Genomic DNA, 20,930 nt, shown 5'->3' on the forward strand with positions numbered 1-20,930 from the left:
ACCCGGCGTTCGCGCCTGGCCCTGGCCCAGTCCGGCATGATGCAGCGCGCCATCGGCCGCGCCCTGGGCGTGCCCGACGCCGAGGTCGAAACCCTGGTGCCCCTGGTCGAGATCGTCACCACCGGCGACCGCATCCAGGACCGCCGCCTGCTCGAAATCGGCGGCAAGGCGCTGTTCACCAAGGAGATCGAGGAAGCCCTGCTCGACGGCCGCGTCGACGTCGCCGTCCACTCGATGAAGGACGTCCCCGCCGAACAGCCCCCCGGCCTAGCCATCGCCGCCGTGCCCGAGCGCGAAGACCCCCGCGACGCCTTCATCAGCGATCACTACGCCACCTTCGCCGACCTGCCCCAGGGCGCCCGCTTCGGCACCGCTTCGCTGCGTCGACAGGCGCAGGCCCTGGCCCTGCGCCCCGACCTGAACATCGAGATGCTTCGCGGCAACGTCGACACCCGGCTGAAACGTCTGCGCGACGGCGACTTCGACGCCATCCTGCTGGCCTGTTCGGGCCTCAACCGCCTCGGCCTCGGCGACGTCATCCGCCAGCGCCTGCCGCTGGACGCCTTCCTGCCCGCGCCGGGCCAGGGCGCCCTCGCCCTGCAGACGCGCGAGGGCGACGTCGACGCCGCCTGGACCCGCGCCCTCAACCACGCCCCCACCGCCCTGGCCGTCGCCGCCGAGCGCGGGGCCATGGCCGCGCTGGAAGGCTCGTGCCGCACCGCCATCGGCGCTTACGCCCACATTACGGACGGCCGCCTGCACCTCAGTACTGAAATGCTCAGCCCCGACGGTTCAGGCCGCTGGACCCGCTCAGGCGACATCGCCGCCGACGTCGACCCTATCACGGGCCACGCCGCCGCCCGCGCTTTGGGCCTCGACCTCGGCGGCCAGATTCAGGCCGTCGCCGGCGACCAGAAGATCGCGCTCTAGGGCCATGACGCCGATCCGCCGCGTCTGGGTCACGCGCGCCGAACCGGGCGCCGCCCGCACGGCGGACCGGCTAGCGGCGCTGGGCTTCACCCCGCTCGTCGTCCCTCTGCTGACGCTCGCCCCCCTGCCCGGCGCCCTCGACGCCGCGCCTGACCCTGCCGCCGTCGCCGCCCTCGCCCTGACCAGCCCCAACGGCGTCGAGGCCTTCGCCCCGCTGATCCCGCGCTTCCGCAACCACCCGGTCTTCGCCGTCGGCGACACCACCGCCGAAGCCGCCCACGCCGCGGGCTTCGCCAACGTGCGTTCGGCCTCCGGCGACATCCACGCCCTGGCCCGCCTGATCGCGGCCGAAGCCCCGCCCGGCCCGCTGCTGGCGCCCGGCGCCCGCGAACCGGCGGGCGACCTGCCCGCCCTGCTGCCCGACCGCCCGGTCCAGCGCCTGCCCGTCTACGCCGCCTTCGAGACCCATACGCCCGCTCCCGAAACCTTCGACGCCGTCATGCTCCACTCGCCTCGCGCCGCCCGCGCCTTGGCGGCCGACCTGCCCCTCGCCGCCGCATCCGGCCGCGTCGCCATCTGCATCTCCGAAGCCGCCGCCGCGCCCCTGCGCCCCTTCGATTTCGCCGAAATCCGCATCGCCGCCGCCCCGGACGAACCAGCGATGCTATCGGCTCTTGGCAAGCCTGCCGCTCCCGTATAAAGAGCCCTCCTCGCTCGCTCGCGCCTCCATGCGCGGACGACGCCGGGGCCGCTTTAGCTCAGCTGGTAGAGCACCTCATTCGTAATGAGGGGGTCAGGTGTTCGAGTCACCTAAGCGGCACCACCTTTCCAGAGCACCACTAGCTTTGACGCCCGGCCGGGATCAGCCGGAAGGCGCTTCCGCTTGGGAGTGGCGTGGGTTCCCACTGAAAAGCCACTTAAAGCCACGGGAGACTTCTGCCGACGGGTTCTCGCTATCTTCCCATTTCACGGTTCACCAAAATGCTCGCAACCGGGACGGGTTGAGCGCAAACTGCCACTAGCGAGTCGGGGACAAAGGGTGGGGCTATGCACCTCAGAGCGGCAACGCTTGACGATCTTTTGGCTAAGGTTTTCGAGAAGCTTCTTAAAAGTAACGAGAGGATTAAAGCGACTAAGGGTGAAAATGTCGAAATTTCTGGCGTAGTGTTAGAACTGAAACAACCTAGAGCCCGCCTTAGCAGAACCGAAGCCAAGGGCACTATTTTTAGCTGTCTCGGAGAATTCTTGTGGTACGTTTCTTGCTCTAATTCATCTAAGCAAATGGAGTATTACCTCAGCAGATACCGGGAATTTGCTGAGGACGATGGAACTATTTGGGGAGCGTATGGACCACGCATTTTTGGTGGAGAGCGATCACAATACGAAATAGTTCTTCAAACACTTCGAGATAAACCCACATCCAGACAAGCAATTATACAGTTATTCGATAGGGAGGACATCGAAAGACCCCACAAAGATGTCCCATGCACATGTACGCTACAGTTCCTTCAGAGGAATGGAGTTTTGCATTTAGTAGTACATATGAGATCCAACGATGCATACTGGGGTCTTCCCCACGATGTTTTTGCGTTCACGATGATCCAAGAGATCATGGCCAATGAGCTTGGCTTCAAGCTCGGAAGCTACAAGCACCTAGTTGGTAGTTTGCACCTCTACGATTCATCGCGCGAGGCGGTCTCCCGTTTTCTGGAAGAAGGCGTGCAGCCTACGAGGGCAATGCCAAGCATGAGCTCCGGGCGTCAATGGCCGGATATCAATGTGGTCTTTGCTCAGGAAGCGCTGCTTCGGTTGAATGGGCCAGATGCCGTTGAGGGCGCGCTTGAAGCGACTTCTTCGCTCACGCCATTCTGGGCGGACATGGTCAGACTTCTTGCAATTTACGCGCTGACAAAAGGGTCGAAGGGAGAGCCTGAAAAGCTCAGGCAGGTCATTAACATTCAAAATGATATTTCGTCTCCATATTACCGGACTTATATTCGAAGACGAACCCGAGTTGTTGAAAGAAAATTCGAACAGCTTAATTTGATCGACAACCACCTAATCAAGGGAAATGTTTCAGCAGATGCGTAAGGCCGATCAAAATCGCTCTGTAGAGCTTTCCGAACGCCTGACACAATTCGACTCAACGCGACGCGCATTACCCGGCATTAACAGCGACGCTGGTAGGGCCAGCCTGGTGCGTCAGATGATCGATAGCTTGCATCGTATCGAGTACGTGCAAAGACTTGGGGATAGAGAACTATCCCCACTTCGCGCCGATCCAACAAGCACCCTCTTTGATCCGCTCAAAGCAGCGATCCTGCACATCAAGAACGGGGATGTTGATGAGGCGGCGTGGCTGACCTTCCTGTCGACCCACTTTGGATACCACGGCCAGACGGGCTGGCAGTCTACCCGTTTGGTATACGGCGCTCTTGGGGCCGATACCCCTTGGACCTGGGCTAGGGTTTCCCCAAACTCTGAAGCTTTTCGCGCATGGTTCATGGCAAACGCTCAAAACCTTGAACTGAACCGCCCCGGGTTTCCCGGAGGCTCCAACTCCTGAGTAGGATGGAGCCCGATGAGCAAGACGACGAACAAATTTGCGCCGGAGGTCCGCGATCGAGCGGTTCGGATGGTGCTGGATCATGGCGTGGAGCATCCGTCGCGCTGGGCGGCGATAGTTTCGGTGGCGAGCAAGATCGGCTGCTCGGCGCATACGCTGAACGAGTGGGTCAAGAAGGCGGAGGTGGACGCAGGCCGGCGCGCCGGCGTCCCGACCGACCTGGCCGAGAAGCTCAAGGCGCTGGAGCGGGAGAACCGCGAACTCCGTCAGGCCAACGAGATTCTCCGCAAGGCGTCGGCCTATTTTGCGCAGGCGGAGCTCGACCGCCCGTTCAAGCGATGATCGCCTTCATCGACGATCACCGACAGGCCCACGGGGTCGAGCCGATCTGCAGGGTCCTGCCGATCGCCCCGTCGACCTACCATGAGCATCTCGCCCGGCGCCGCGATCCGGCCCGGCGTCCGGCCCGGCTCCAGCGTGACGAAGCGCTCCGGCCCGAGGTGCTGCGCGTCTTCACCGAGAACTTCGGTGTTTACGGCGTGCGCAAGGTCTGGCGGCAGATGCGGCGTGAGAGGCTCCCCGTCGCCCGTTGCACGGTCCAGCGGCTGATGCGGGACCTGGGCCTTCAGGGCGTGATCCGCGGCAAGCCTGTGCGCACGACGTTCAGCGACAAGGCGACGCCGTGTCCGCTGGATCAGGTGAACCGACAGTTCCAAGCGCCCGCGCCCAACCGGCTCTGGGTCTCCGACTTCACCTACGTCGCGACCTGGGCGGGCTTCGTCTATGTGGCCTTCGTAATCGACGTCTACGCCCGCTACATCGTGGGCTGGCGCGTCAGCCGGACGGCCCATGCCGCCTTCGTCCTCGACGCCCTGGAGCAGGCGATCCATGACCGTCGCCCCGTCCACGGCGGCGGCCTGATCCATCACAGCGATCGCGGCAGTCAGTATCTTTCGATCAAGTACACCGAGCGCCTGGCGGAGGCCGGCATCGAGCCTTCGGTGGGCAGCGTAGGCGACAGCTATGACAACGCCCTCGCCGAGACCATCAACGGTCTCTACAAAGCCGAGGTCATCCATCGACGCGGGCCGTGGCGCACCTTCGAAGCCGTCGAGTACGCCACGCTCGAATGGGTCGACTGGTTCAACAACCGACGCCTGCTCGAACCCATCGGCAACATCCCGCCCGCCGAGGCAGAGCAGCGTTACTACGCGGCGATGGACCACGTCCCCATCGCCGCATAACTTAAACCAAATAGCCTCCGGGAAACCCGGAGCGGTTCAAACCAGTTATCTTGTTCGGCAATCACAGAAAGTACGAAAGCATCCGGACCGATGTAGGCCAAAATCTCGCCGACACAGTTTCAAGTTATGTAGATTGGGTCGGAAATAATCGAGGCCATCGACTTCTATTTGAGGAATATTCGAATTCCACTGGCGGCGACACCCGCGCAACCTTTGATGCCCTTTACAAAGGCATGCGCGTTGCCCGTTTTGGCCGAACTGCACGGTTCGACTATCTCACGATGATGGGGAAGTTAGGGCTCTGGGACATCGATCCACCGCATCCCTACTTCGGCACGGCTACTGGACCAGTCGCCGGGGCTAAACTTCTCTTCACGGGCTCTAAGGAAGGTAACGCTTCGCGTTCAGCGTTGAGCACCATGGTGGTCGAGCTCGGCGATTTCCTTGCGGTAAACATGCAAGTGATGGAGGACAGCCTGTGCAACTGGCAGAAATCCCCCACTCGCTACGTTGCCTTCAGAGGCTAGCACCCTTTAGATCGGACCAATCATATCGCGTCTTTAGGAAGTTAAGCTGGTCGTATCGCAGCAATCCACGGTTCTGCATTTGACCAACCACGATGCCAGCTGAGACCCCCGTGCGCTTGGCGAATCGCATGACCTTTTTGAAATCCCGGCCCAGATCACAAAGTTCGGCCTGCATCGTCGGACTAATGAGAACGTCTTGGGCGAAGCGATCAGCTTCAGCCTCCTCCTCACCAGAAACATAGTCGCTGCCTTCGACAAACATCGGAGATGATGGATGCAGCACCAGATGGCCAATCTCGTGCATCACTGTGAACCAGAAATGATCATCAGATCGGTAGCGGAAGCTGAGCTGGATTATGGGCGTTCCAGACGGCGAGAAGTGGGTGGCTCCACTGGCTCTGCAGCCGCTCGGCGTTCTAACGAACACTATTGCGACTCCCGCTCGTTGGCCGATTTCAACCAGCTGTGGAAAAAAAACAGTCGGATTCTTGACGCGAGTTAATGGCCGTATTTCTTCCACAGCATTAGCCAGCTTCTGCGGCAACCAATCCTCGCACCTGATCGAACGGGCTTGGATAATCCCTTGCCTCAACCACGCCGCCACTGCGGTGGAATTGGCTTCTAGGGTCGCTGATGTCCGAAACGCTACGGCTTGAACGAGATCTCTACCGTTGCGCCGCCAGTCTCCAAAATCATCCTCGAAAAAGCGAAGTGCTGCCTCGTGTTTGGACAGGCCATCGTCCTCCGGCAACCATCCGAATGCGCGCATGTCACGAAGAGGCAACAGCTTGAGGAACGCTACTTTAGATTCTTCTAAGCTGACACGATCAGCGCTTCCACCACGGAAAAGCTGCTCCCGCTTCATCCAAAAGGGTGCCTTCGGCCCGAGCACTTCAGCCAGTCTCAGAGCGAGGCTTACGTCAATCGGCATGCTACCATTGAGTAGCCCGTCAAAATCTTCCAGAGAGAGGTCAAGCTGAGCGCTGACGTCGCCTCGCAAAAGATTTTGCGAATCCATTATTTCTCGAACCGTCTCACCTGGCGGCACTCGCCAATCGTGTTCGAATGCTAAGCAGCTGGTCATAACTGTTCGAGCTTCTTCAACAGCAAGCGATCTACTCTCGTCCAGTCAACACCTTCGTCACCCACGGGCGCTTTGGCTCCGTTTGGAGCGACGATCAAGTGATAACCTGTATGAAATGGCACACGCGCGCTCGCCGCGCCAAACTCTGTCGCAACCCATGTGAGATCGTGCAAGCTATCGGCAGCTTCCAAATCCGCAAGACGAGCGTGAAGCGCAGCAGCGGGCTCTTTGCCGATCTTCTTGCGGGCTTTCACGAGGTTCTCGCAGACATAGCGAAGCGCCTTATCTTCGAATGCCAAATCCAATAGCGTCGCACCACCGAGAACTCCGCAGAGACGGAATCATTATCAGCAAGCTACGCTGAGAACATCGTTCAGTCTACAATTCCCTAGCTGTACCTAGGCACCCTGCTCCTGCCCCCAGCGGTGCACTGTGCCGCATAGCTAACGCGGTATCATCTGGACGCTAGGACAATAAACTCTTGGAGCAACTTTGCTGGTTCGCGACCGAGTGCCTCAGCAACCTGACAGAACTCGATCACGTCCAGGCGGCGCTCACCGCGCTCCATCTTCGACACGAAGCTCTGTGGCTTCCCCAGCCTCTCCGCGAGCTCGACCTGAGTGATCTCGGCCGCCTTCCGCACTGAAGCGATGAAGGCGATGAACTCCTGATGCCGCTGCGTGAAAATCGATGACGGCAACGAGCGCCCCTCCGAGGTGAGGCACTTCCGCTAAAACCTAAATTAGGATATCCCAGATCGGGTTATTTACGATCGGGGGAACGTCGCGGCTGCTCAAGTGCGAGCCAATCAAGATCACGCCTGATGCAACACCGAGCGCAAATCTCGGCATCTTATATGATGTGCAAATCCTGGCGCATCTCACACATGACAATGAGAAAACACCAGATGAATACCAACACCAAACGCATGGTGCTTGCCGCTATTGCAGCGTTCTACGTCGTTGTCGGCGGCCTATTTCTACAGGCCTACATCCCGGTGCAACGCTTCAATGCCAGTGTCGAAGGGCCATCTCTATCTGGCAACCAGAAGGCTTTTGAACAACAGATGCGTGACGCCCTGAGCTATCCTGACAACCAAGCGAAGGTCCGTCGGTATGGCTCCATTCTTCTCTGGGGCAGCTTGGCTCTAGGCGCTGGTGGCGGCGTCTTGTTCCTAACCCGTGGCGGTAAATCTCAGGTCGCCTAGCTCAAGCTCCTTCGCGGCGTCAGCGGTCAATCAAAGACGACCTCAGCAAAAGCTGTGCGGTTCACCGTCTTTCCAAGCTGACCAGTCGATATACTGGAAAAACATCCAAAATTTAGGAGAAGAGAAGTGCTGAAATCGTTTTTGGCATTGATGATACTTGCTCAAGTATCTGAAATTGATCAGGTACAGGATACAGATAAGAATGCAACCTGGCGCAACACAGAACTCGTCGATTACCTGACGACCTTCGGTCCCGACAGGACGGTGATCGAAGATCCGTTTATCGCGATAACGCCACCTCTGCCGGCAGAAAACATTGTCCTGACCTTTCCAATCCCAGCCCGTACGGGTTTGAGGACAACCTACTGGACCTACGATCGCGAGGCCCAAACGATGACCATCGTAGCGTCTGAGAATGAAGGAGTGGCGGCAGGCCGCGCCCGTGCGGCCGAAACACCACCAAGTGTGTTTCTGACCATGCGTGGTTGGTCACTTAGCACACGACGCAGCCCACCCCGAATGGAGTTGGTCGGTGGGCGACAAATCCCAGTCCGCATCATGCACGTGAGCGGCTTCGGCCAAGTTCAGACCAATCCTGTACCCGGTCGAAGGCCGGATGTCCGCGTGTTCCGACACACGTTTTCGATCGAACCGGAAGCGGCACGGGCGTTGTCGGGGGAGTTGGAGTTACGCGTGTTGGGTAAGGCGCAGCCCTGGCGTCAGGATCGCAACACCCTGTGTGTCAACGATAGTCGCGATTTGAGTGCCGGACTCGAAGTGCGATCGTGCTTTCTGACCGGCCTACTCGAAACCTACCAGGTGATCGACAAGCGCGATGGATCGGTGATCCACGAATGGGATCCAAAGTAGCCGATTATGGCCTTGCGTCGGGGGCCACTCCTAGCTCCAAGTCAGCATCCGCCTCAGCCTTCCTCCGTCTGCGAGGGCAAGAAGTCGTAGCCCTTCATAGACTTTGAGCCCGTTCACTGCGCCCGCCTTAGGGCTTCTCAAGCTCAACATCCCCGACCCCCGTGGCCACGCGCTGCGGGGGTTTTTCTATGCCCGGAAAGGCTATCCAGACCATGCTTTCGCTTATCGACCGTGACGCGGTCACCGCCGCCCTGACGAACCCGGCCCTGGACGCCGACCTTCGCGCCCTGATCGGCCTCCGGGTCTGGCAGGTGGACACCGACCGCAGGCGTCCGCTGAAGGACATCCTGCAGATCGTCGTCGTCCAGCCCGGCGATCCAGCCGAGGTGATCCATGACGCCGTCGGCTATCCGATCTGCTGGGACCAGGCCGAGCAGCCCGGCTGGGAGTGGTTCAACGACCACGGCTCATGGTTCGAGCTGGCCTACATCCTGACCGACGACTTCGGGATGCTGGTCTTCGTGCCGGACCATCCCGAAACCAACGACACCCTCCGCTTCAACTGCCTTGGCGTCGCTGATCGACCACCGGCCGCCGACAAGACCTGAACCACCACCGCCGACAGGCGACCAACAATCTATCCGACCCGAGCTCTCCGGCACTTCGCCCGAGGGCTTTTTTCATGCCTGAAGGACACCTCCCCTATGCTCTGCCTGAACACCCTTGCCGAGGTGGCGAGCGCCCTGAGCGATCCCGACCTTGATCCCGATCTGCGTCGTCTGCTGGCCCTTCGGGGCTGGCGCTTCTACGGCCATTCAGAACACCATCCCGACACCCGCCTGGTCGTCATCCACGGCGGCGACACTCCGGACGTCATCAACACCGCCCTTGGATTCGCCTTCACCGGCGAACATGCGGACGACCTGGCCTTTGATTGGGTGAAAGACCACGGCTTCTGGTTTGAGGTCGTCGTCACCCCTCCCTTCGGCCCGTCCGTCCGACTGTTCGTCGAGAACGGTCCAGGCAGCGAACTGGGCCTTCACTACAGATGTTTGGCCTACTTCTGGGCCGAGGAGGCTTGCTGCTGATGGTGAAGAAGCTGCTCGCCTTCCTCGTCCTCTGCCTAGCCTTTGCGCTGGTCCGCGCCCTGCTGATGGTGCTGGCCGTCGTCCTGCTGCTGGTGCTGGTCCACGCGTTCGTCACGCGACCTCGGGAGACGATGGTGTTCCTTGCCACCCTCAGCTTCTCCGCCCTAGCCGTAGCCCAGCCCCTCGCCTTCATCGTTGCATTCACGGTGATAGGCGTAGCTATCATTCTAGCGAAGCGAAGACGTCAGACTCAGCCGCTTCATATCTCCAGCAAGTCAGCCGAGAAATAAGCTCAGGACACAGACGGATTTGAAGCCAAATTCAGGGCCGTTCGCGCCATTCTTCGAAAGCGCCACAACGTCCTGATTACACGTCTCTTTTTCCGACGCCCGCGATCCCGTTGATTTAACCCTTTTTACCACATCCCGTGGAAGGGCTCTGCGAGGATCTATGACCGAGCCAAATCCCAATGAAAATGACATTGAAAAAAGGAGCTCCCCGCCGACCGATGGCGGCGCACCACCCATCAGTCCACCAGGACCGAATATAGCCGATCCAGGCTCCCATCCGGACAAACCGACTATCCGTGTTTCACCGGGTGAGATGCACCTGAACTGTTCCGATGCCGAGAAGGTGCTGGCCGACACCGGCGTTTACTACACCAGCGGAAGCGGCCTGCTGCGGATCGTCAAAAAGGCTGGCGGCGGGATCACAACCGAACTGGTGAACGAACAGACCCTGAGAACCTTCCTCTCCGCCTCCATAAACTGGGAACGGAAGGGGCGGGACAACCTCTGGCTTCGCTGCGATCCGCCTCAAGGCATCGTCAAAGCGCTGCTGTTCGGCCAGGACCGTCACCACCTCCAGCCGCTGAACGGGATAGCCCGCCAGCCCTACTTCGGTGAGGACGGCGCGTTGATGATCCTACCAGGCTATGATCCTGGAACGGGGGTGTATGGGGCCTTCGATCCGTCGGATTATCGCGGGTTGGAGAACGCCAGCAGGGACTATGCCGAACCCGCGATGGACTATCTGAACCATCTCCTGGATGAGTTCGAATTCGAGACGGATGCGGACCGATCCGCTGCACTGTCAGCGATATTCACCGCCGTGGTCCGTCCCGCTCTGTCCGTCGCTCCGGCGTTCAACATCACCGCGACGACGTCTGGCAGCGGTAAAAGCTATCTGGCGGACATCATCGCGCTGTTCGCCGGTCCGGATGAGCCTTACCGGGTCAGCTACCCGACAGGGGCCGACGAAGCAGGCAAGCTGATCGTCACCGTGCTGAATGAGAAACCAGCTGCGGTCGTCTTTGACGATATGCAGACCAACTGGAAGCCGTTCGGTGCGATCAACCGGATGCTGACCAGCCCCACCACGACGGAACGTATGTTGGGCACCAACCGCAGCGCTACAGTCCCTACACGGGCGCTGTTTCTCGGTACGGGCAACAACATCGAACCAGAGCGCGATCTCAGGCGGCGGGTGGTTTCGATACGTCTCGCTCCTCGTCATGAGACTCCAGCCCTTCGGTCGTTTCGCAACGATCCGGTGGGCGTCATGAAGAGCGACCGAGCCCGAGCTGTAGCCTGCGTCCTGACCATCATCTCGGCGTTCCGCGCAGCGGGCGAGCCGATGGCGGCATGTTCTCCGGTCGGCACATACGATGAATGGTCGCGTCTGTGCCGACAGCCCCTGATCTGGATGGGACTGCCCGACCCGGCTCAAAGCTTGATCGATCAGGTCTCACACGATCCTGACCGGCAGGCGCTGGCCGCTCTGTTGGAGGTTTGGTTCGATATCTTCGGCACCAAATCTGTGACCGTTCGCCAGATTATCGCCAAGGCTGAAGAAAACCCCGCCTTGATGGAGGCCCTTGAGGACCTTCCCATCATGGACGGCCGGTACATCAACCGGGGCAAGCTTGGTTGGTTTCTCAGCAAGAACCGAGGCCGAAGGGCTGACCAGCTTCGCATTGAGGCTGGCGACAGCACCGAACGACGCTCCTGGAGAATAGCTGTCGGATAGCGGAACGCCTCCATCTCCGCACCGGACCCGGCGGGGGCCGACCGAAGGGGGAAAAGGGGGAGTCGCCCCTTCCCCTCTTTTGACCCGGCTCCCGCCACCCGAGCGACAGTGAGCCCAGCCCGCCTGGGCTCGCTACGGGCCTCCCATAGCCCGTCCATCCCCGCCTCCGATGCGCGCCCTCTGCGGCCGTCTCGGGGGCCACGCGGGCCAGACCCGCTCCAGACCTCCCCACCCCATCCGACCGCCTCCCCGGCGGCTCACGGCGCTCGTCCGCCGACCATCAATCATGCAAGGAATCTACCCATGCCCAAGGCTCGTCTGACCCAAGCCTTCGTCGCCAATGCCGGTTGTGAAGTCGGTAAGAAAAAGACAGATTGGTATGATGATACCGTAACAGGCTTTGTGCTTGAATGCCGCTGCACCGGCGGCAAGACTTACTATCTGCGCTATATCGATCAGGCTGGCGGCCAGAAGCAGCACAAGATCGGCGGCTTTAACGACGTCACCTTCGCCGCCGCCAGGAAGAAGGCTCAGCAGCTTCGGTCGGAGGTGGTGATGGGCGGCGACCCCGGCGCGAAGAAGGCCCTGGCGAAGTCCATCCCCCTCTACAGCGAACTCGCCGCCAAACACCTCGCCTTCGCCAAGCTCCACCTCAAATCCTACGACGATCTGGAATCCTGCATGCGCGTCCACATCATTCCGAAGTGGGGCAAGACCCGCCTCACAGACATGACCAGCCAGTCCGTCGGTCAGTGGCTGAATGAGAAGCGTATCAGCGGCTTGGCCCCGGCGTCGGTCGAGAAGTTGCGCGTGATCCTCGGCCGATCCTTCGTCCTGGGGGCCAGCTGGGACATTCCAGGCACCGAAAGGAACCCGACACGGGGTATCCCGAGAAAGCCGTTGAACAACAGCCGTGAGCGCTTCTTAACCCCCGAGGAGACACTCCGGCTGAAGGCGGCGGTGGAGGCATCTCAGAACCCTCAGCTTCAGCACATCGTTGGCCTGCTGCTCCTGACAGGGGCGCGGCTGCGGGAACTGCTGGAGGCCCAATGGGCGAACGTGGACGTGGCGCGTCGGTCGTGGTTCATTCCGACCAGCAAGACCGGCAAGTCGCGCTATGTCCCGCTATCCACGCCCGCTGTGGCAATCATCGAGAAGCTGCCTCGCTTCAAGGGGTGCCCATGGTTGGTGCCGAACCCGGAAACCCGCCTTCCGTTCGTGTCGATCAAGCATAGCTGGCAACATGCGATTGCGGAGGCGAAGTTGCCGGGGCTGCGGCTTCATGACCTACGTCACAGCGCGGCCAGTAACATGGTGAATAGCGGCGTCGATCTGTTCGCGGTCGGCAAGGTGCTGGGTCATGCCAGTTATCAATCGACCCAGCGCTACAGCCACCTCGCGAACGACACCCTGCTGAAAGCCGTTGAGGCGGGAGCATTAAAACAAGCCGCCTTCTGACCCGAGCACTTTCACCCGCATCCTGGCATCACGTCAGGGTGCGGGTGGAGCACCTCTTTTTTTTGGCGACCAAGACGTCAGCCTGCGGTCGAGGCCCTCGAATGTCTGGTTGCAGCGCAGACGCCAAGCTCACAAACCGACCCGTTGCGGACATCCGCCTGGCGTCGCAATCTAACGCGATGAGAGAGCGAGCGCCCGCCCCCTTCGACATTTCAGTTTCCGGCGCGGACGGTCCCTATTCGTTGCACTTCAGGCCCACAGACGAGTGGGATGGCGTGATCGACGTCGTTATCAAAGGTCACAAAATGACTTGGCCGGTGCTCACTGTAGATCGCGAGGCTGACGGACGTTTGACGCTGAGTGGCTCGACCGATGGCAGCCGGGTCATCTGGAACGACGAGTTTTGGTACGTTGTGCGGTTGGAGCCTGGTGCGCCCAGCGTAAGCTACTATGGCGATCAGGTGTGCTGGAGAACCGACCGCGCGCCCGACGGTTGATGTCCGCTTCCCACCCATCGCCGACATTCGTGATCGCCGGTTCTGGCGTAGCAAGGCCGTCTCCGGGCAGATAGAGCATCCGTGACAACTGCACCGCCGTGGGTATGGCGCAGGTCGAATTTTCGCATCGGACTGAGCTAACGATCGTAACTTAGGAAACGGTCGAATCGCGCCTTCAAGCCAATCTGGGAAGTGGGTGGGAGGAGCTGTTTTTACGGCCCCAAAATAGCGGTCAAACCCTTGCCACGATAGGATTTAGGCGGCGCGCTTGAGTCGATTTCGTAATGAGGGGGTCAGGTGTTCGAGTCACCTAAGCGGCACCACCTTTTCCCTCGTGGAAAAATATCAATGAAATCAGTATATTCTTGAGGCCACCCTGAGCGGTGGTGTAGCAGCTTCGGGCATCAGAGGTGTAGCAGTCCTTGACTGGAACAATCCAAGAACATAGAGCTTGTTGTTCTGGCCACCACAGGACCGAACCGAACCGTGGCCCGGATTGACGGGCGGAGCGAAACACCGCCTCTTAACGGATTGTAGAGCGCACTGCCGCGCAAGCGGTCACGCCTCTTGAGTAGGTGGCGGATTGCGGACGTGCAGTGAGTGGAGGCAGGCAGATGCAGAAAGTTGTGTCGCTTTTCAGCGGCCTAGGTGGACTCGACCTGGGCCTGGAGTCAGCGGGCTGGGACTGCGTTTACGCGGCCGATATTGATCCCCGCGCCGTTGAAAGCCTGCACGCCAACCAAGGCAGCCCCATCAGCAACGGCCGCCGCTTCATGACCGACGCGCACATCGAAGTTGGAGACGTGCAGACGATCCGGGGCGACGACATTCTCGCCAAGGCAGGCCAACGACGTGGCAGCATCACCCTCTTGGCCGGAGGTCCTCCGTGCCAGTCATGGAGCAGTGCAGGCCACCAACTCGGCTTCGACGACCCTCGCGGCCAACTGATCAAAGACTATCTCCGCATCGCTTCGGAGCTGGACTGCCGCTACCTCCTATTTGAAAACGTCCGAGGCCTTGTCACCGCGCGCGGCCCTGACGGCGTGCCTGGCTCCGCGCTGGCTTGGCTGCGGGAACAGTTGTTCGCGCTGGGCTGGCAGACCCACGTCGAGCTTTTCAACGCCGCCGACTATGGCGTAGCCCAGCGCCGCGTTCGCGTGGTCTTGGTAGGCTACCGCACAGGCGACCAACCCCGCCTGCCCGAAGCTACCCACGCCAAGAGCGTCGAACCCGGAAAGCTGCCGTGGGTGACCCTGGGTCAGTGCATCAACGCGTTGCCGCCCCTCACCGACGACGAGGTGATCAGACCCTCCGGCAAGCTCGCTGTTGACCTGGCGAACATCAAGCCTGGATCAGGCGTGAAGAGCCCCGGCAAGGCCGAAGCTACGCGGCCAGGAGGCCATTGGGGCTACAAGCAAGGCGCATTTGTTGCCGATCCTGCACTAGCCGCGCGCACCGTCACCGCCAACGCGCAACAGGATTGGATCAGGGACCCCCGTCTGGGACTCCGCAGGCTGACCCCAAGAGAGTGCGCAGCCATTCAAAGCTTCCCGAGCGACTGGGTTATCGCAGGTCGGCGCGTGGACCAGTATCGCTTGATCGGCAACGCCGTCCCCCCGCGCCTGGCGGAAGCTGTAGGGGCCGCGCTCCTATCCTCCTGCGAAGGGTCGGGCAACGCGGCGAAGTGGACCGCACCGACGCCGTTGCCAGAGCGTCTGCAATCCGCCATCGAATACACGCGGCGTGAAGAGCGCCGCAACGGCCCGTCGCGTAGAGAGGCTCCGGTGAAGCGGCGCGTCGCGATCCTCGCATGACCGCAACACCGACAGGCTTGATGACTGCCTACCATCAGGAAGCCGCCAACAAAGCAGTTCAGATTTATATCAGCGGCATGGCTCCCGATCCTCTCGCTTCCGAGTGGAGGCAAGTCTGTCGCGCTGTGCGCAAGGAAATCCTGCAAACTTTGGTGGAGACGAAGGGCCTACGCGATCTGGAGGGCTCCCTAACAAAGACCGGTAGTCATCTCCGGGTTCTCAGACACCTTTTCGCTCCGCCCATCAGCCAAGATCAACTGAAGCTCATTCTTCCCTCCTACCCGAAGGGGGCGGAGAAGACCGCCTCCCCCCTCACCCAACAGGCTGCCAACGACTTCGCCTCCGCCTTCTCGGCGCGTCGCGACAAGCGCCTGACGACATGGCTAGCTACCAACGCCGACCCAAACCGGCGGCAGGTCAAAAGGCTACTCGATACGCTTACGCCGATGATCAGCAGCCAGATATTCAACACTGTCCGGCGAAATCGACTGTCTGACGATCAGGAGCGAGCAGTTGTCGCCTTACTCGAGGCCAAGGGGTGGGCGCGTTCGTCGTCCCACACGGTCAACAATCCCGCCGATTTGCCGCCCCAGCACTTCATGCGGAAAACACGATGCAAAACCCGCACGGCAACGAAGGAAGTGGACATCGCTTGCGGCGTGAACCCGAGCTTGATCATGGCCATGGAGTGCAAAGTTTCGAACGACGCCACCAACTCCGTAAAGCGCGTCAGCGACGTGATGGACAAGACCAAGGCTTGGAACGACAATTGGGGCGGCTTTATTCAGACCGCAGCACTCCTTCAGGGAGTAATCGCCTACAAAGACGTCGCTCGCCTCCTGGATAGCGACGTCTTGGTGTTCTGGTCCCACGACCTTCAACCCCTAGCCGACTGGCTAGATAGCAAGGCCTAAAAAAGCAGGGGAAGACCCAGGCGTTCGGAGGAACGCTACCGCCCAACCCTCAGAGCCTCATGGCCAGTGGAGCGAGCGACACTCAACCGCGCCAGCAGGTTCCTGACAGACGACGCATGCCACGTCCCATCCCGAGGGGTTCGTACCCCGGCTGCGTTGAGGCCCGCCGCGAGGGAGGCGAGGGAGGCACAACCCTCAGCGCGGAGTCGCTCCACCACCGGGGCTAGGTCGCGGGCGTGAGCATCGGCGTTGGCCTTCGCCGCCGCCAGCCCAGCAGCATTCCCCCGGGCGGCCCGCCGGAGCGCGTCCGCTCCCTGAGGGTTGCCCAGCCGGGTGACCGGCAGGCCAGAGCGACGGGAGACGTAGGCCTCCCCGGCTGCAAGCTTCGCCTTCACCGTCCCAAGGGCCGCCTTCGTTCGATGTGAGATGGCTTCCCGCTCCGCCTGAGCGATGACCGCGAGAACCCCCACGGTGAGGTCGCAGGCGTCCGGCAGGTCCGCTGCCATGAAGCGCACCCCACTGTCCCTGAGGGTCAGCAGGAAGGCGGCGTTGCGGCTGAGGCGGTCGAGCTTGGCTATTACGAGGACGGCCCCAGTCACCTTGGCGTGGTGGAGCGCCTTGACCAGCTCCGGCCGGTCGTTCCGTTTGCCGCTCTCCACCTCCGTGAACTCGGCCAGCACCTGCCAGTCCCGTTGCCGGGCCAGCTCCGCCACCGCCGCCTTCTGCGCCTCCAGCCCCAGACCACTGCGCCCCTGCGCCGCCGTCGAGACCCGGAAGTACGCCACCGCCTTGGCCATCTCAGCCTCCATACAAATCCATTTAACGAGCGTTAGGGGAGTTTGTATGGAGCTGCAACCTGGATAAATGCCCCCATTTTAGGCACCGCGATGGTCCGTCAGCGGCGTCCTGACCGTGGCGTATGAGCAAGTGATCCAGGTTGGGGTCTTCCGCCGCGCTCGCACCGAATAGGGGGTGCCCCCGCCATGGGGGGAATGCAGAGAAGGGCCAGCACGCTTATAGGCTCGCGGATGAGTGACCCATAAACCATCGACCTATGGCGTGGTGGAGGGGTACTCACCCACCATCTGGCTCAGCCTCCCCCACGGTAACCAGAGGGCTCATGAGGGGACCTTAGGTTACCTAAGGGATCTTCTGTGGGTCCTAACCGGGGGCGGCAGGGTCATCTCATCTCCTAGGGTGCAACTTTATTCGCGCCCCCGATCCGTTCGACGTTGTCGTGACGACCATTCCCCACCAACGCGCAGTTCCCTGCATCGGCGGCCCCTCAGGTCTACCTAAGCACATCCTCAGGTACCTAAGGGTCATCTAAGGTACCTCTGCGGTAATCTGCCCCCAAAGGTGGAAGTTAAATCTAACGGCTCTCAGAGCCTGATTCGCCAACTTGCTCTCGAGGAAGGCACAGCCTCCACCACCGACCTTCGCTGCTCTAGCGACGGCCCCGCCGAGTAGACTCCCAATGTCATGCCTTGGCGGCCCTCCTTGCGGCCGAGGACGGCCGAGATGACGTGGGGCGGCTGGCCCGCCTGCTCAGCCTTGGTGGCGAACCACCGACGGAAGGAGTGGAAGTCAGCGTCCGACTGGCGGCGTCCGTCCTGGCGCGCGTCCAGGCCGAGGTCGCGACGGTAGGCCGTGAACCATTCCGCGACCTTGTAACCCCGCCGCTCCGGCCGACTGGCGGGAGCTGTCAGCTCCTCCAACAGGTAGGCGTCGGCCGCCTTGCCCTCAACGCGTCGGGCGACCAGAGCGGTCAGGTCGGGGTGGATCGGGACCGAACGCTCACCGGCGGTGGTCTTGCTCCTGATGACGACAAAGACGCCGCCCTCGGCATCGCGAACCCTCAGATTTCCGATCTCGGCCTGACGCATCCCCGTCAGGGCAGCGAGAAGCATCATGTCCCTCAGCGTGGCCTTGGCGGGTCCTGACAGAAGCGCCTTGATCTCGTCGTCCGTGAACGGCCGCTTCTCAGCGTTCGTCCTGCGGTCCACCTCCCGGCGAGACAGGCCAGCCCACGGGTTCGACGCCACGATATGGCGACGGCGCATCCAGTTCCAGTAAGCCGATAGGGCTGAGATGTAGGAGTTCAGCGTCTGGGTGGTCCGACCCGACGCGGCGCTGTCTGCGAACTGGTCCGCGACCCGCCCCGTCACCGCGTGGACGTTGTCGGCGTGGCGGTTGGCGGCGAGCCACTTGGTCAGGGCCTTCGTCGCCGTCCTCGTTCGCGCGGCATAGCTCGCCTTCACGCCCTCCTGAACCATGTAGCGGTCCAGTTCCTCCGCGACGGGAACCATGTCGCCCGTCACCTTTCCGACCAGCGCCAAAGCGGCCCGCTCCTTGTCGGCGTCGTATCGGGGAGCGGCCACGCCGTCGTCCTCGTTTACGGGGTCGCCTAGCAGCCCCTCAACCGTGGCGTCCCAAGACTCCTCTAAGTCCTTAGGGATTGCATAGCGCCCGGGCCGCTGAGGATCGGGGACACGGCGCTCCGCCCACCACGCCTCGGCCTTCTTCTGCTCAGCCGTCGGGTCTCCCTTGGCGTCCTTGCGGGTCCCGTCAGGGTTCCGGCGGGCAGCCTCTATCTGTTCCCGCATCCGTCCGACCTCGACCACCGCACGGGCGCGAGCAACGGCGATGTCTTCCGTCTCCAGGGATTGCCACAGCTCGGTCCTTCCCAAGGCCTCACGGGCTCCCTGGGGGACCTTTACGCGGATGTAGTAGAAGCGCGAACCCTTGCGCTTAATCGGGGTCGGGACGCTTACGGGTCTTCCTGCGGGGGGCTTTGCCATGGGCGGAGGTGTAGCAGTTTGACCCACAAGGCCCTGTAAATACCGACTTTATTGACTTTCCGCTCCAGTAAGAACCGCGTCACCTAAGCGGCACCACTTCTCTCTTCGCCCTTCAGTATCGCCCCCACGCCTCAGACGGCGCATCCTCACGCCTGAACGTCAGGCCGCCAGGGCGCGGATAGGGCGGGCCGGCGCGAGGTCGGACGGGGCGAAGCTGCGGACTTCGTGGTTGCCGCGATAGAGGTCGATGCGCTTCAGGCGCGGCCAGTCGCGCGCGACTTCGGTCAAGCCTCGCACGGCCTCGACCTCGGTGGCGCCGGGCAGGACGCACAGCTCCGGCGTGATCGCCTCGGGCGTGTGGATCAGACAATAGAAGACGTCCATGGGCGCGCTCCCAACCTTCAGTCGCCGTCCCCTTGCCGAAGATTGATGACAGACAGGCGCTTGAAAGTGCGACGCTTTGGAGAAGTCGCATCAAGGATATTCAACCCGAGAGGTCGCCCCCACGACAGAAGCCGCCTTGCACGTATAAGCATATCTTTATATGTCTGGCGGCCTTATCGTCACGCAGGAGCCTGCCTTGGCCCGTTCGTCGTTCCTCTTCACCTCCGAGAGCGTCTCGGAAGGCCATCCCGACAAGGTCGCCGATCAGATTTCGGACGCCATTGTCGACCTGTTCCTGTCCAAGGATCCCGAAGCGCGGGTGGCCTGTGAAACCCTGACGACGACCAATCTGGTGGTGCTGGCCGGCGAGATCCGCGGCAAGGGCATCATGGACACGGAAGGCCACTGGGCGCCCGGCGTCGAACAAGAGATCGAAGAGACCGCGCGCGGCGTGGTGCGCGACATCGGCTATGAGCAGGACGGCTTCCACTGGAAGACCTTCCGCTTCGAGAACAACCTGCACCCGCAGTCGGCCCACATCGCTCAGGGCGTCGACGCGGCCGCCGACAAGGACGAAGGCGCAGGCGACCAGGGCATCATGTTCGGCTACGCCTCGAACGAGACGCCCGAGCTGATGCCGGCCACCCTGCAATACAGCCACAACATCCTGAAGGCCCTGGCCGACGCCCGCCATTCGGGCCAGGAGCCGGGCCTGGAGCCCGACGCCAAGAGCCAGGTCACCCTCTATTACGAGAACGGCCGTCCGGTGCGTGCGGCCTCCATTGTCGTCTCGACCCAGCACAAGGCCAATCTGAGCCAGGATCAGGTCGCGGCCATCGTGAAGCCCTATGTCGAACAGGTGCTGCCGGAAGGCTTCATCACCGCCGACACCGAATGGCACATCAACCCGACCGGCACCTTCGTCATCGGCGGGCCGGACGGCGACGCCGGGCTGACCGGGCGCAAGATCATCGTCGACACCTACGGCGGCGCGGCCCCGCACGGCGGCGGCGCCTTCTCGGGCAAGGATCCGACCAAGGTCGACCGCTCGGCCGCCTACGCCTGCCGCTACCTGGCCAAGAACGTCGTCGCGGCGGGCCTGGCCGACCGCTGCACCATCCAGATCAGCTACGCCATCGGCGTGTCCAAGCCCCTGTCGGTCCACGTCGACCTGCACGGCACGGGCAAGATCGACGAGGCGGTGCTGGAAACCGAACTGCCCAAGCTGATCGGCGGCGCCTCGCCGCGCGCCATCCGCGAGCATCTGGGCCTGAACAAGCCCATCTATCGACGCAGCGCCGCCTATGGCCATTTCGGCCGCACGCCGGACGCCGACGGCGGCTTCTCCTGGGAAAAGACCGACCTGGTCGACGCCCTCAAGGCCCTGGCGGCCTGACGCCTCTAAGCGGCTGAAAATCCAGCCTGAAACGAGGACGTCGCGGATCAGTTCGCGGCGCCCTCGACGCATTGGGGCGCCCGCGCTCCAATCCCGCCCTTGCATCGCGGCGCGTCTGGTCC

At 61.7% G+C, this 20,930-nt stretch carries 23 protein-coding genes, 1 tRNA gene and 1 other annotated feature; of the genes, 18 read left to right on the forward strand and 6 right to left on the reverse strand.

Translation table 11 applies throughout. The features are described 5' to 3' along the window. The first annotated feature begins 36 nt into the window (after window positions 1–36). The 7 genes from hemC (at window position 37) to AC3IPP_RS16165 (ending at window position 5,267) form a co-directional block, all read left to right on the forward strand. Window positions 37–930 (forward strand): hydroxymethylbilane synthase, encoded by an 894-nt coding sequence (hemC, locus tag AC3IPP_RS16135; RefSeq protein WP_489177467.1) that lies wholly within the window; start codon window positions 37–39, stop codon window positions 928–930. A gap of 4 nt (window positions 931–934) precedes the next feature. Continuing rightward, on the forward strand, window positions 935–1,630 hold the full coding sequence (locus AC3IPP_RS16140; RefSeq protein WP_489149681.1) for a uroporphyrinogen-III synthase: 696 nt from the start codon (window positions 935–937) through the stop codon (window positions 1,628–1,630). Window positions 1,631–1,677: 47 nt separating this feature from the next. Then, window positions 1,678–1,753: transfer RNA gene (locus AC3IPP_RS16145), tRNA-Thr, on the forward strand. Between the two features lie 224 nt (window positions 1,754–1,977). Next, window positions 1,978–3,021, forward strand: a complete 1,044-nt coding sequence (locus AC3IPP_RS16150; RefSeq protein WP_489149682.1) for a thymidylate synthase — start codon at window positions 1,978–1,980, stop codon at window positions 3,019–3,021. After that, window positions 3,014–3,496 (forward strand): alpha-glutamyl/putrescinyl thymine pyrophosphorylase clade 3 protein, encoded by a 483-nt coding sequence (locus AC3IPP_RS16155; protein ID WP_489149683.1) that lies wholly within the window; start codon window positions 3,014–3,016, stop codon window positions 3,494–3,496. The genes AC3IPP_RS16150 and AC3IPP_RS16155 overlap by 8 nt, the downstream gene beginning before the upstream one ends. Window positions 3,497–3,511: 15 nt before the next feature. Next, window positions 3,512–4,740 (forward strand): IS3 family transposase gene (locus AC3IPP_RS16160; protein ID WP_128114971.1). Its coding sequence is split into 2 segments (ribosomal slippage): window positions 3,512–3,800 and window positions 3,800–4,740, totalling 1,230 coding nucleotides; the frame shifts between segments, so codons are not numbered across the junction. Then, window positions 3,793–3,909: a sequence feature (AL1L pseudoknot), on the forward strand. It overlaps the preceding gene by 117 nt. A gap of 50 nt (window positions 4,741–4,790) precedes the next feature. After that, window positions 4,791–5,267, forward strand: coding sequence for an alpha-glutamyl/putrescinyl thymine pyrophosphorylase clade 3 protein (locus tag AC3IPP_RS16165; protein ID WP_489149684.1), 477 nt, complete (start codon window positions 4,791–4,793; stop codon window positions 5,265–5,267). Here the strand turns inward: AC3IPP_RS16165 and AC3IPP_RS16170 are convergent. The 3 genes from AC3IPP_RS16170 to AC3IPP_RS16180 form a co-directional block, all read right to left on the reverse strand. Beyond that, the gene (locus AC3IPP_RS16170; RefSeq protein ID WP_489149685.1) at window positions 5,257–6,285 is read right to left on the reverse strand and encodes an ImmA/IrrE family metallo-endopeptidase; all 1,029 of its coding nucleotides are present in this window, start codon (window positions 6,283–6,285) and stop codon (window positions 5,257–5,259) included. The genes AC3IPP_RS16165 and AC3IPP_RS16170 overlap by 11 nt on opposite strands. A gap of 62 nt (window positions 6,286–6,347) precedes the next feature. Continuing rightward, window positions 6,348–6,656 carry a hypothetical protein gene (locus AC3IPP_RS16175; protein WP_489149686.1) on the reverse strand — a complete coding sequence of 103 codons (309 nt, stop codon included), beginning with the start codon at window positions 6,654–6,656 and terminating at the stop codon, window positions 6,348–6,350. 149 nt (window positions 6,657–6,805) lie between these two features. Next, window positions 6,806–7,051, reverse strand: a complete 246-nt coding sequence (locus tag AC3IPP_RS16180; protein ID WP_489149687.1) for a helix-turn-helix domain-containing protein — start codon at window positions 7,049–7,051, stop codon at window positions 6,806–6,808. Between the two features lie 207 nt (window positions 7,052–7,258). Here AC3IPP_RS16180 and AC3IPP_RS16185 point away from each other — a divergent pair, with 207 nt between their 5' ends. From AC3IPP_RS16185 to AC3IPP_RS16230, 10 genes are all read left to right on the forward strand, one after another. Beyond that, the gene (locus AC3IPP_RS16185) at window positions 7,259–7,558 is read left to right on the forward strand and encodes a hypothetical protein (RefSeq protein WP_489149688.1); all 300 of its coding nucleotides are present in this window, start codon (window positions 7,259–7,261) and stop codon (window positions 7,556–7,558) included. A gap of 126 nt (window positions 7,559–7,684) precedes the next feature. Next, window positions 7,685–8,428: a hypothetical protein gene (locus tag AC3IPP_RS16190; protein WP_489149689.1), complete on the forward strand. Its 744-nt coding sequence runs from the start codon at window positions 7,685–7,687 to the stop codon at window positions 8,426–8,428. 212 nt (window positions 8,429–8,640) lie between these two features. Further along, window positions 8,641–9,036: a hypothetical protein gene (locus tag AC3IPP_RS16195; protein WP_489149690.1), complete on the forward strand. Its 396-nt coding sequence runs from the start codon at window positions 8,641–8,643 to the stop codon at window positions 9,034–9,036. A gap of 96 nt (window positions 9,037–9,132) precedes the next feature. Beyond that, entirely contained in the window at window positions 9,133–9,516 is a 384-nt protein-coding gene (locus AC3IPP_RS16200; protein WP_489149691.1) for a hypothetical protein, read from the forward strand. Further along, on the forward strand, window positions 9,516–9,806 hold the full coding sequence (locus AC3IPP_RS16205; RefSeq protein ID WP_489149692.1) for a hypothetical protein: 291 nt from the start codon (window positions 9,516–9,518) through the stop codon (window positions 9,804–9,806). The genes AC3IPP_RS16200 and AC3IPP_RS16205 overlap by 1 nt, the downstream gene beginning before the upstream one ends. Before the next feature lie 160 nt (window positions 9,807–9,966). Beyond that, on the forward strand, window positions 9,967–11,544 hold the full coding sequence (locus tag AC3IPP_RS16210; RefSeq protein WP_489149693.1) for a hypothetical protein: 1,578 nt from the start codon (window positions 9,967–9,969) through the stop codon (window positions 11,542–11,544). A 303-nt stretch (window positions 11,545–11,847) separates the two neighbouring features. Further along, window positions 11,848–13,002 (forward strand): site-specific integrase, encoded by a 1,155-nt coding sequence (locus AC3IPP_RS16215; protein ID WP_489149694.1) that lies wholly within the window; start codon window positions 11,848–11,850, stop codon window positions 13,000–13,002. 275 nt (window positions 13,003–13,277) lie between these two features. Continuing rightward, window positions 13,278–13,499 carry a hypothetical protein gene (locus AC3IPP_RS16220; RefSeq protein ID WP_489149695.1) on the forward strand — a complete coding sequence of 74 codons (222 nt, stop codon included), beginning with the start codon at window positions 13,278–13,280 and terminating at the stop codon, window positions 13,497–13,499. 614 nt (window positions 13,500–14,113) lie between these two features. After that, window positions 14,114–15,313 carry a DNA cytosine methyltransferase gene (locus tag AC3IPP_RS16225; RefSeq protein WP_489149696.1) on the forward strand — a complete coding sequence of 400 codons (1,200 nt, stop codon included), beginning with the start codon at window positions 14,114–14,116 and terminating at the stop codon, window positions 15,311–15,313. Beyond that, window positions 15,310–16,227, forward strand: a complete 918-nt coding sequence (locus AC3IPP_RS16230) for a XamI family restriction endonuclease (protein WP_489149697.1) — start codon at window positions 15,310–15,312, stop codon at window positions 16,225–16,227. Before AC3IPP_RS16225 ends, AC3IPP_RS16230 begins: the two co-directional genes overlap by 4 nt. 35 nt (window positions 16,228–16,262) lie before the next feature. On the opposite strand, the gene AC3IPP_RS16235 is transcribed toward AC3IPP_RS16230, so the two are convergent. The 3 genes from AC3IPP_RS16235 to AC3IPP_RS16245 all read right to left on the reverse strand — a co-directional run bounded on the left by AC3IPP_RS16235 (window position 16,263) and on the right by AC3IPP_RS16245 (window position 19,412). Continuing rightward, the gene (locus tag AC3IPP_RS16235; RefSeq protein ID WP_489149698.1) at window positions 16,263–17,024 is read right to left on the reverse strand and encodes a recombinase family protein; all 762 of its coding nucleotides are present in this window, start codon (window positions 17,022–17,024) and stop codon (window positions 16,263–16,265) included. Window positions 17,025–17,609: 585 nt separating this feature from the next. Then, window positions 17,610–19,028, reverse strand: coding sequence for a DUF6538 domain-containing protein (locus AC3IPP_RS16240; RefSeq protein ID WP_489149699.1), 1,419 nt, complete (start codon window positions 19,026–19,028; stop codon window positions 17,610–17,612). A 159-nt stretch (window positions 19,029–19,187) separates the two neighbouring features. Further along, window positions 19,188–19,412, reverse strand: coding sequence for an oxidoreductase (locus tag AC3IPP_RS16245; RefSeq protein ID WP_489149700.1), 225 nt, complete (start codon window positions 19,410–19,412; stop codon window positions 19,188–19,190). Between the two features lie 196 nt (window positions 19,413–19,608). Between AC3IPP_RS16245 and metK the strand changes: the two genes are divergently transcribed. Then, window positions 19,609–20,808, forward strand: a complete 1,200-nt coding sequence (gene metK, locus AC3IPP_RS16250; protein ID WP_489149701.1) for a methionine adenosyltransferase — start codon at window positions 19,609–19,611, stop codon at window positions 20,806–20,808. Window positions 20,809–20,930: the final 122 nt, after the last annotated feature.

Source organism: Brevundimonas sp. KH_060, assembly GCF_057838275.1.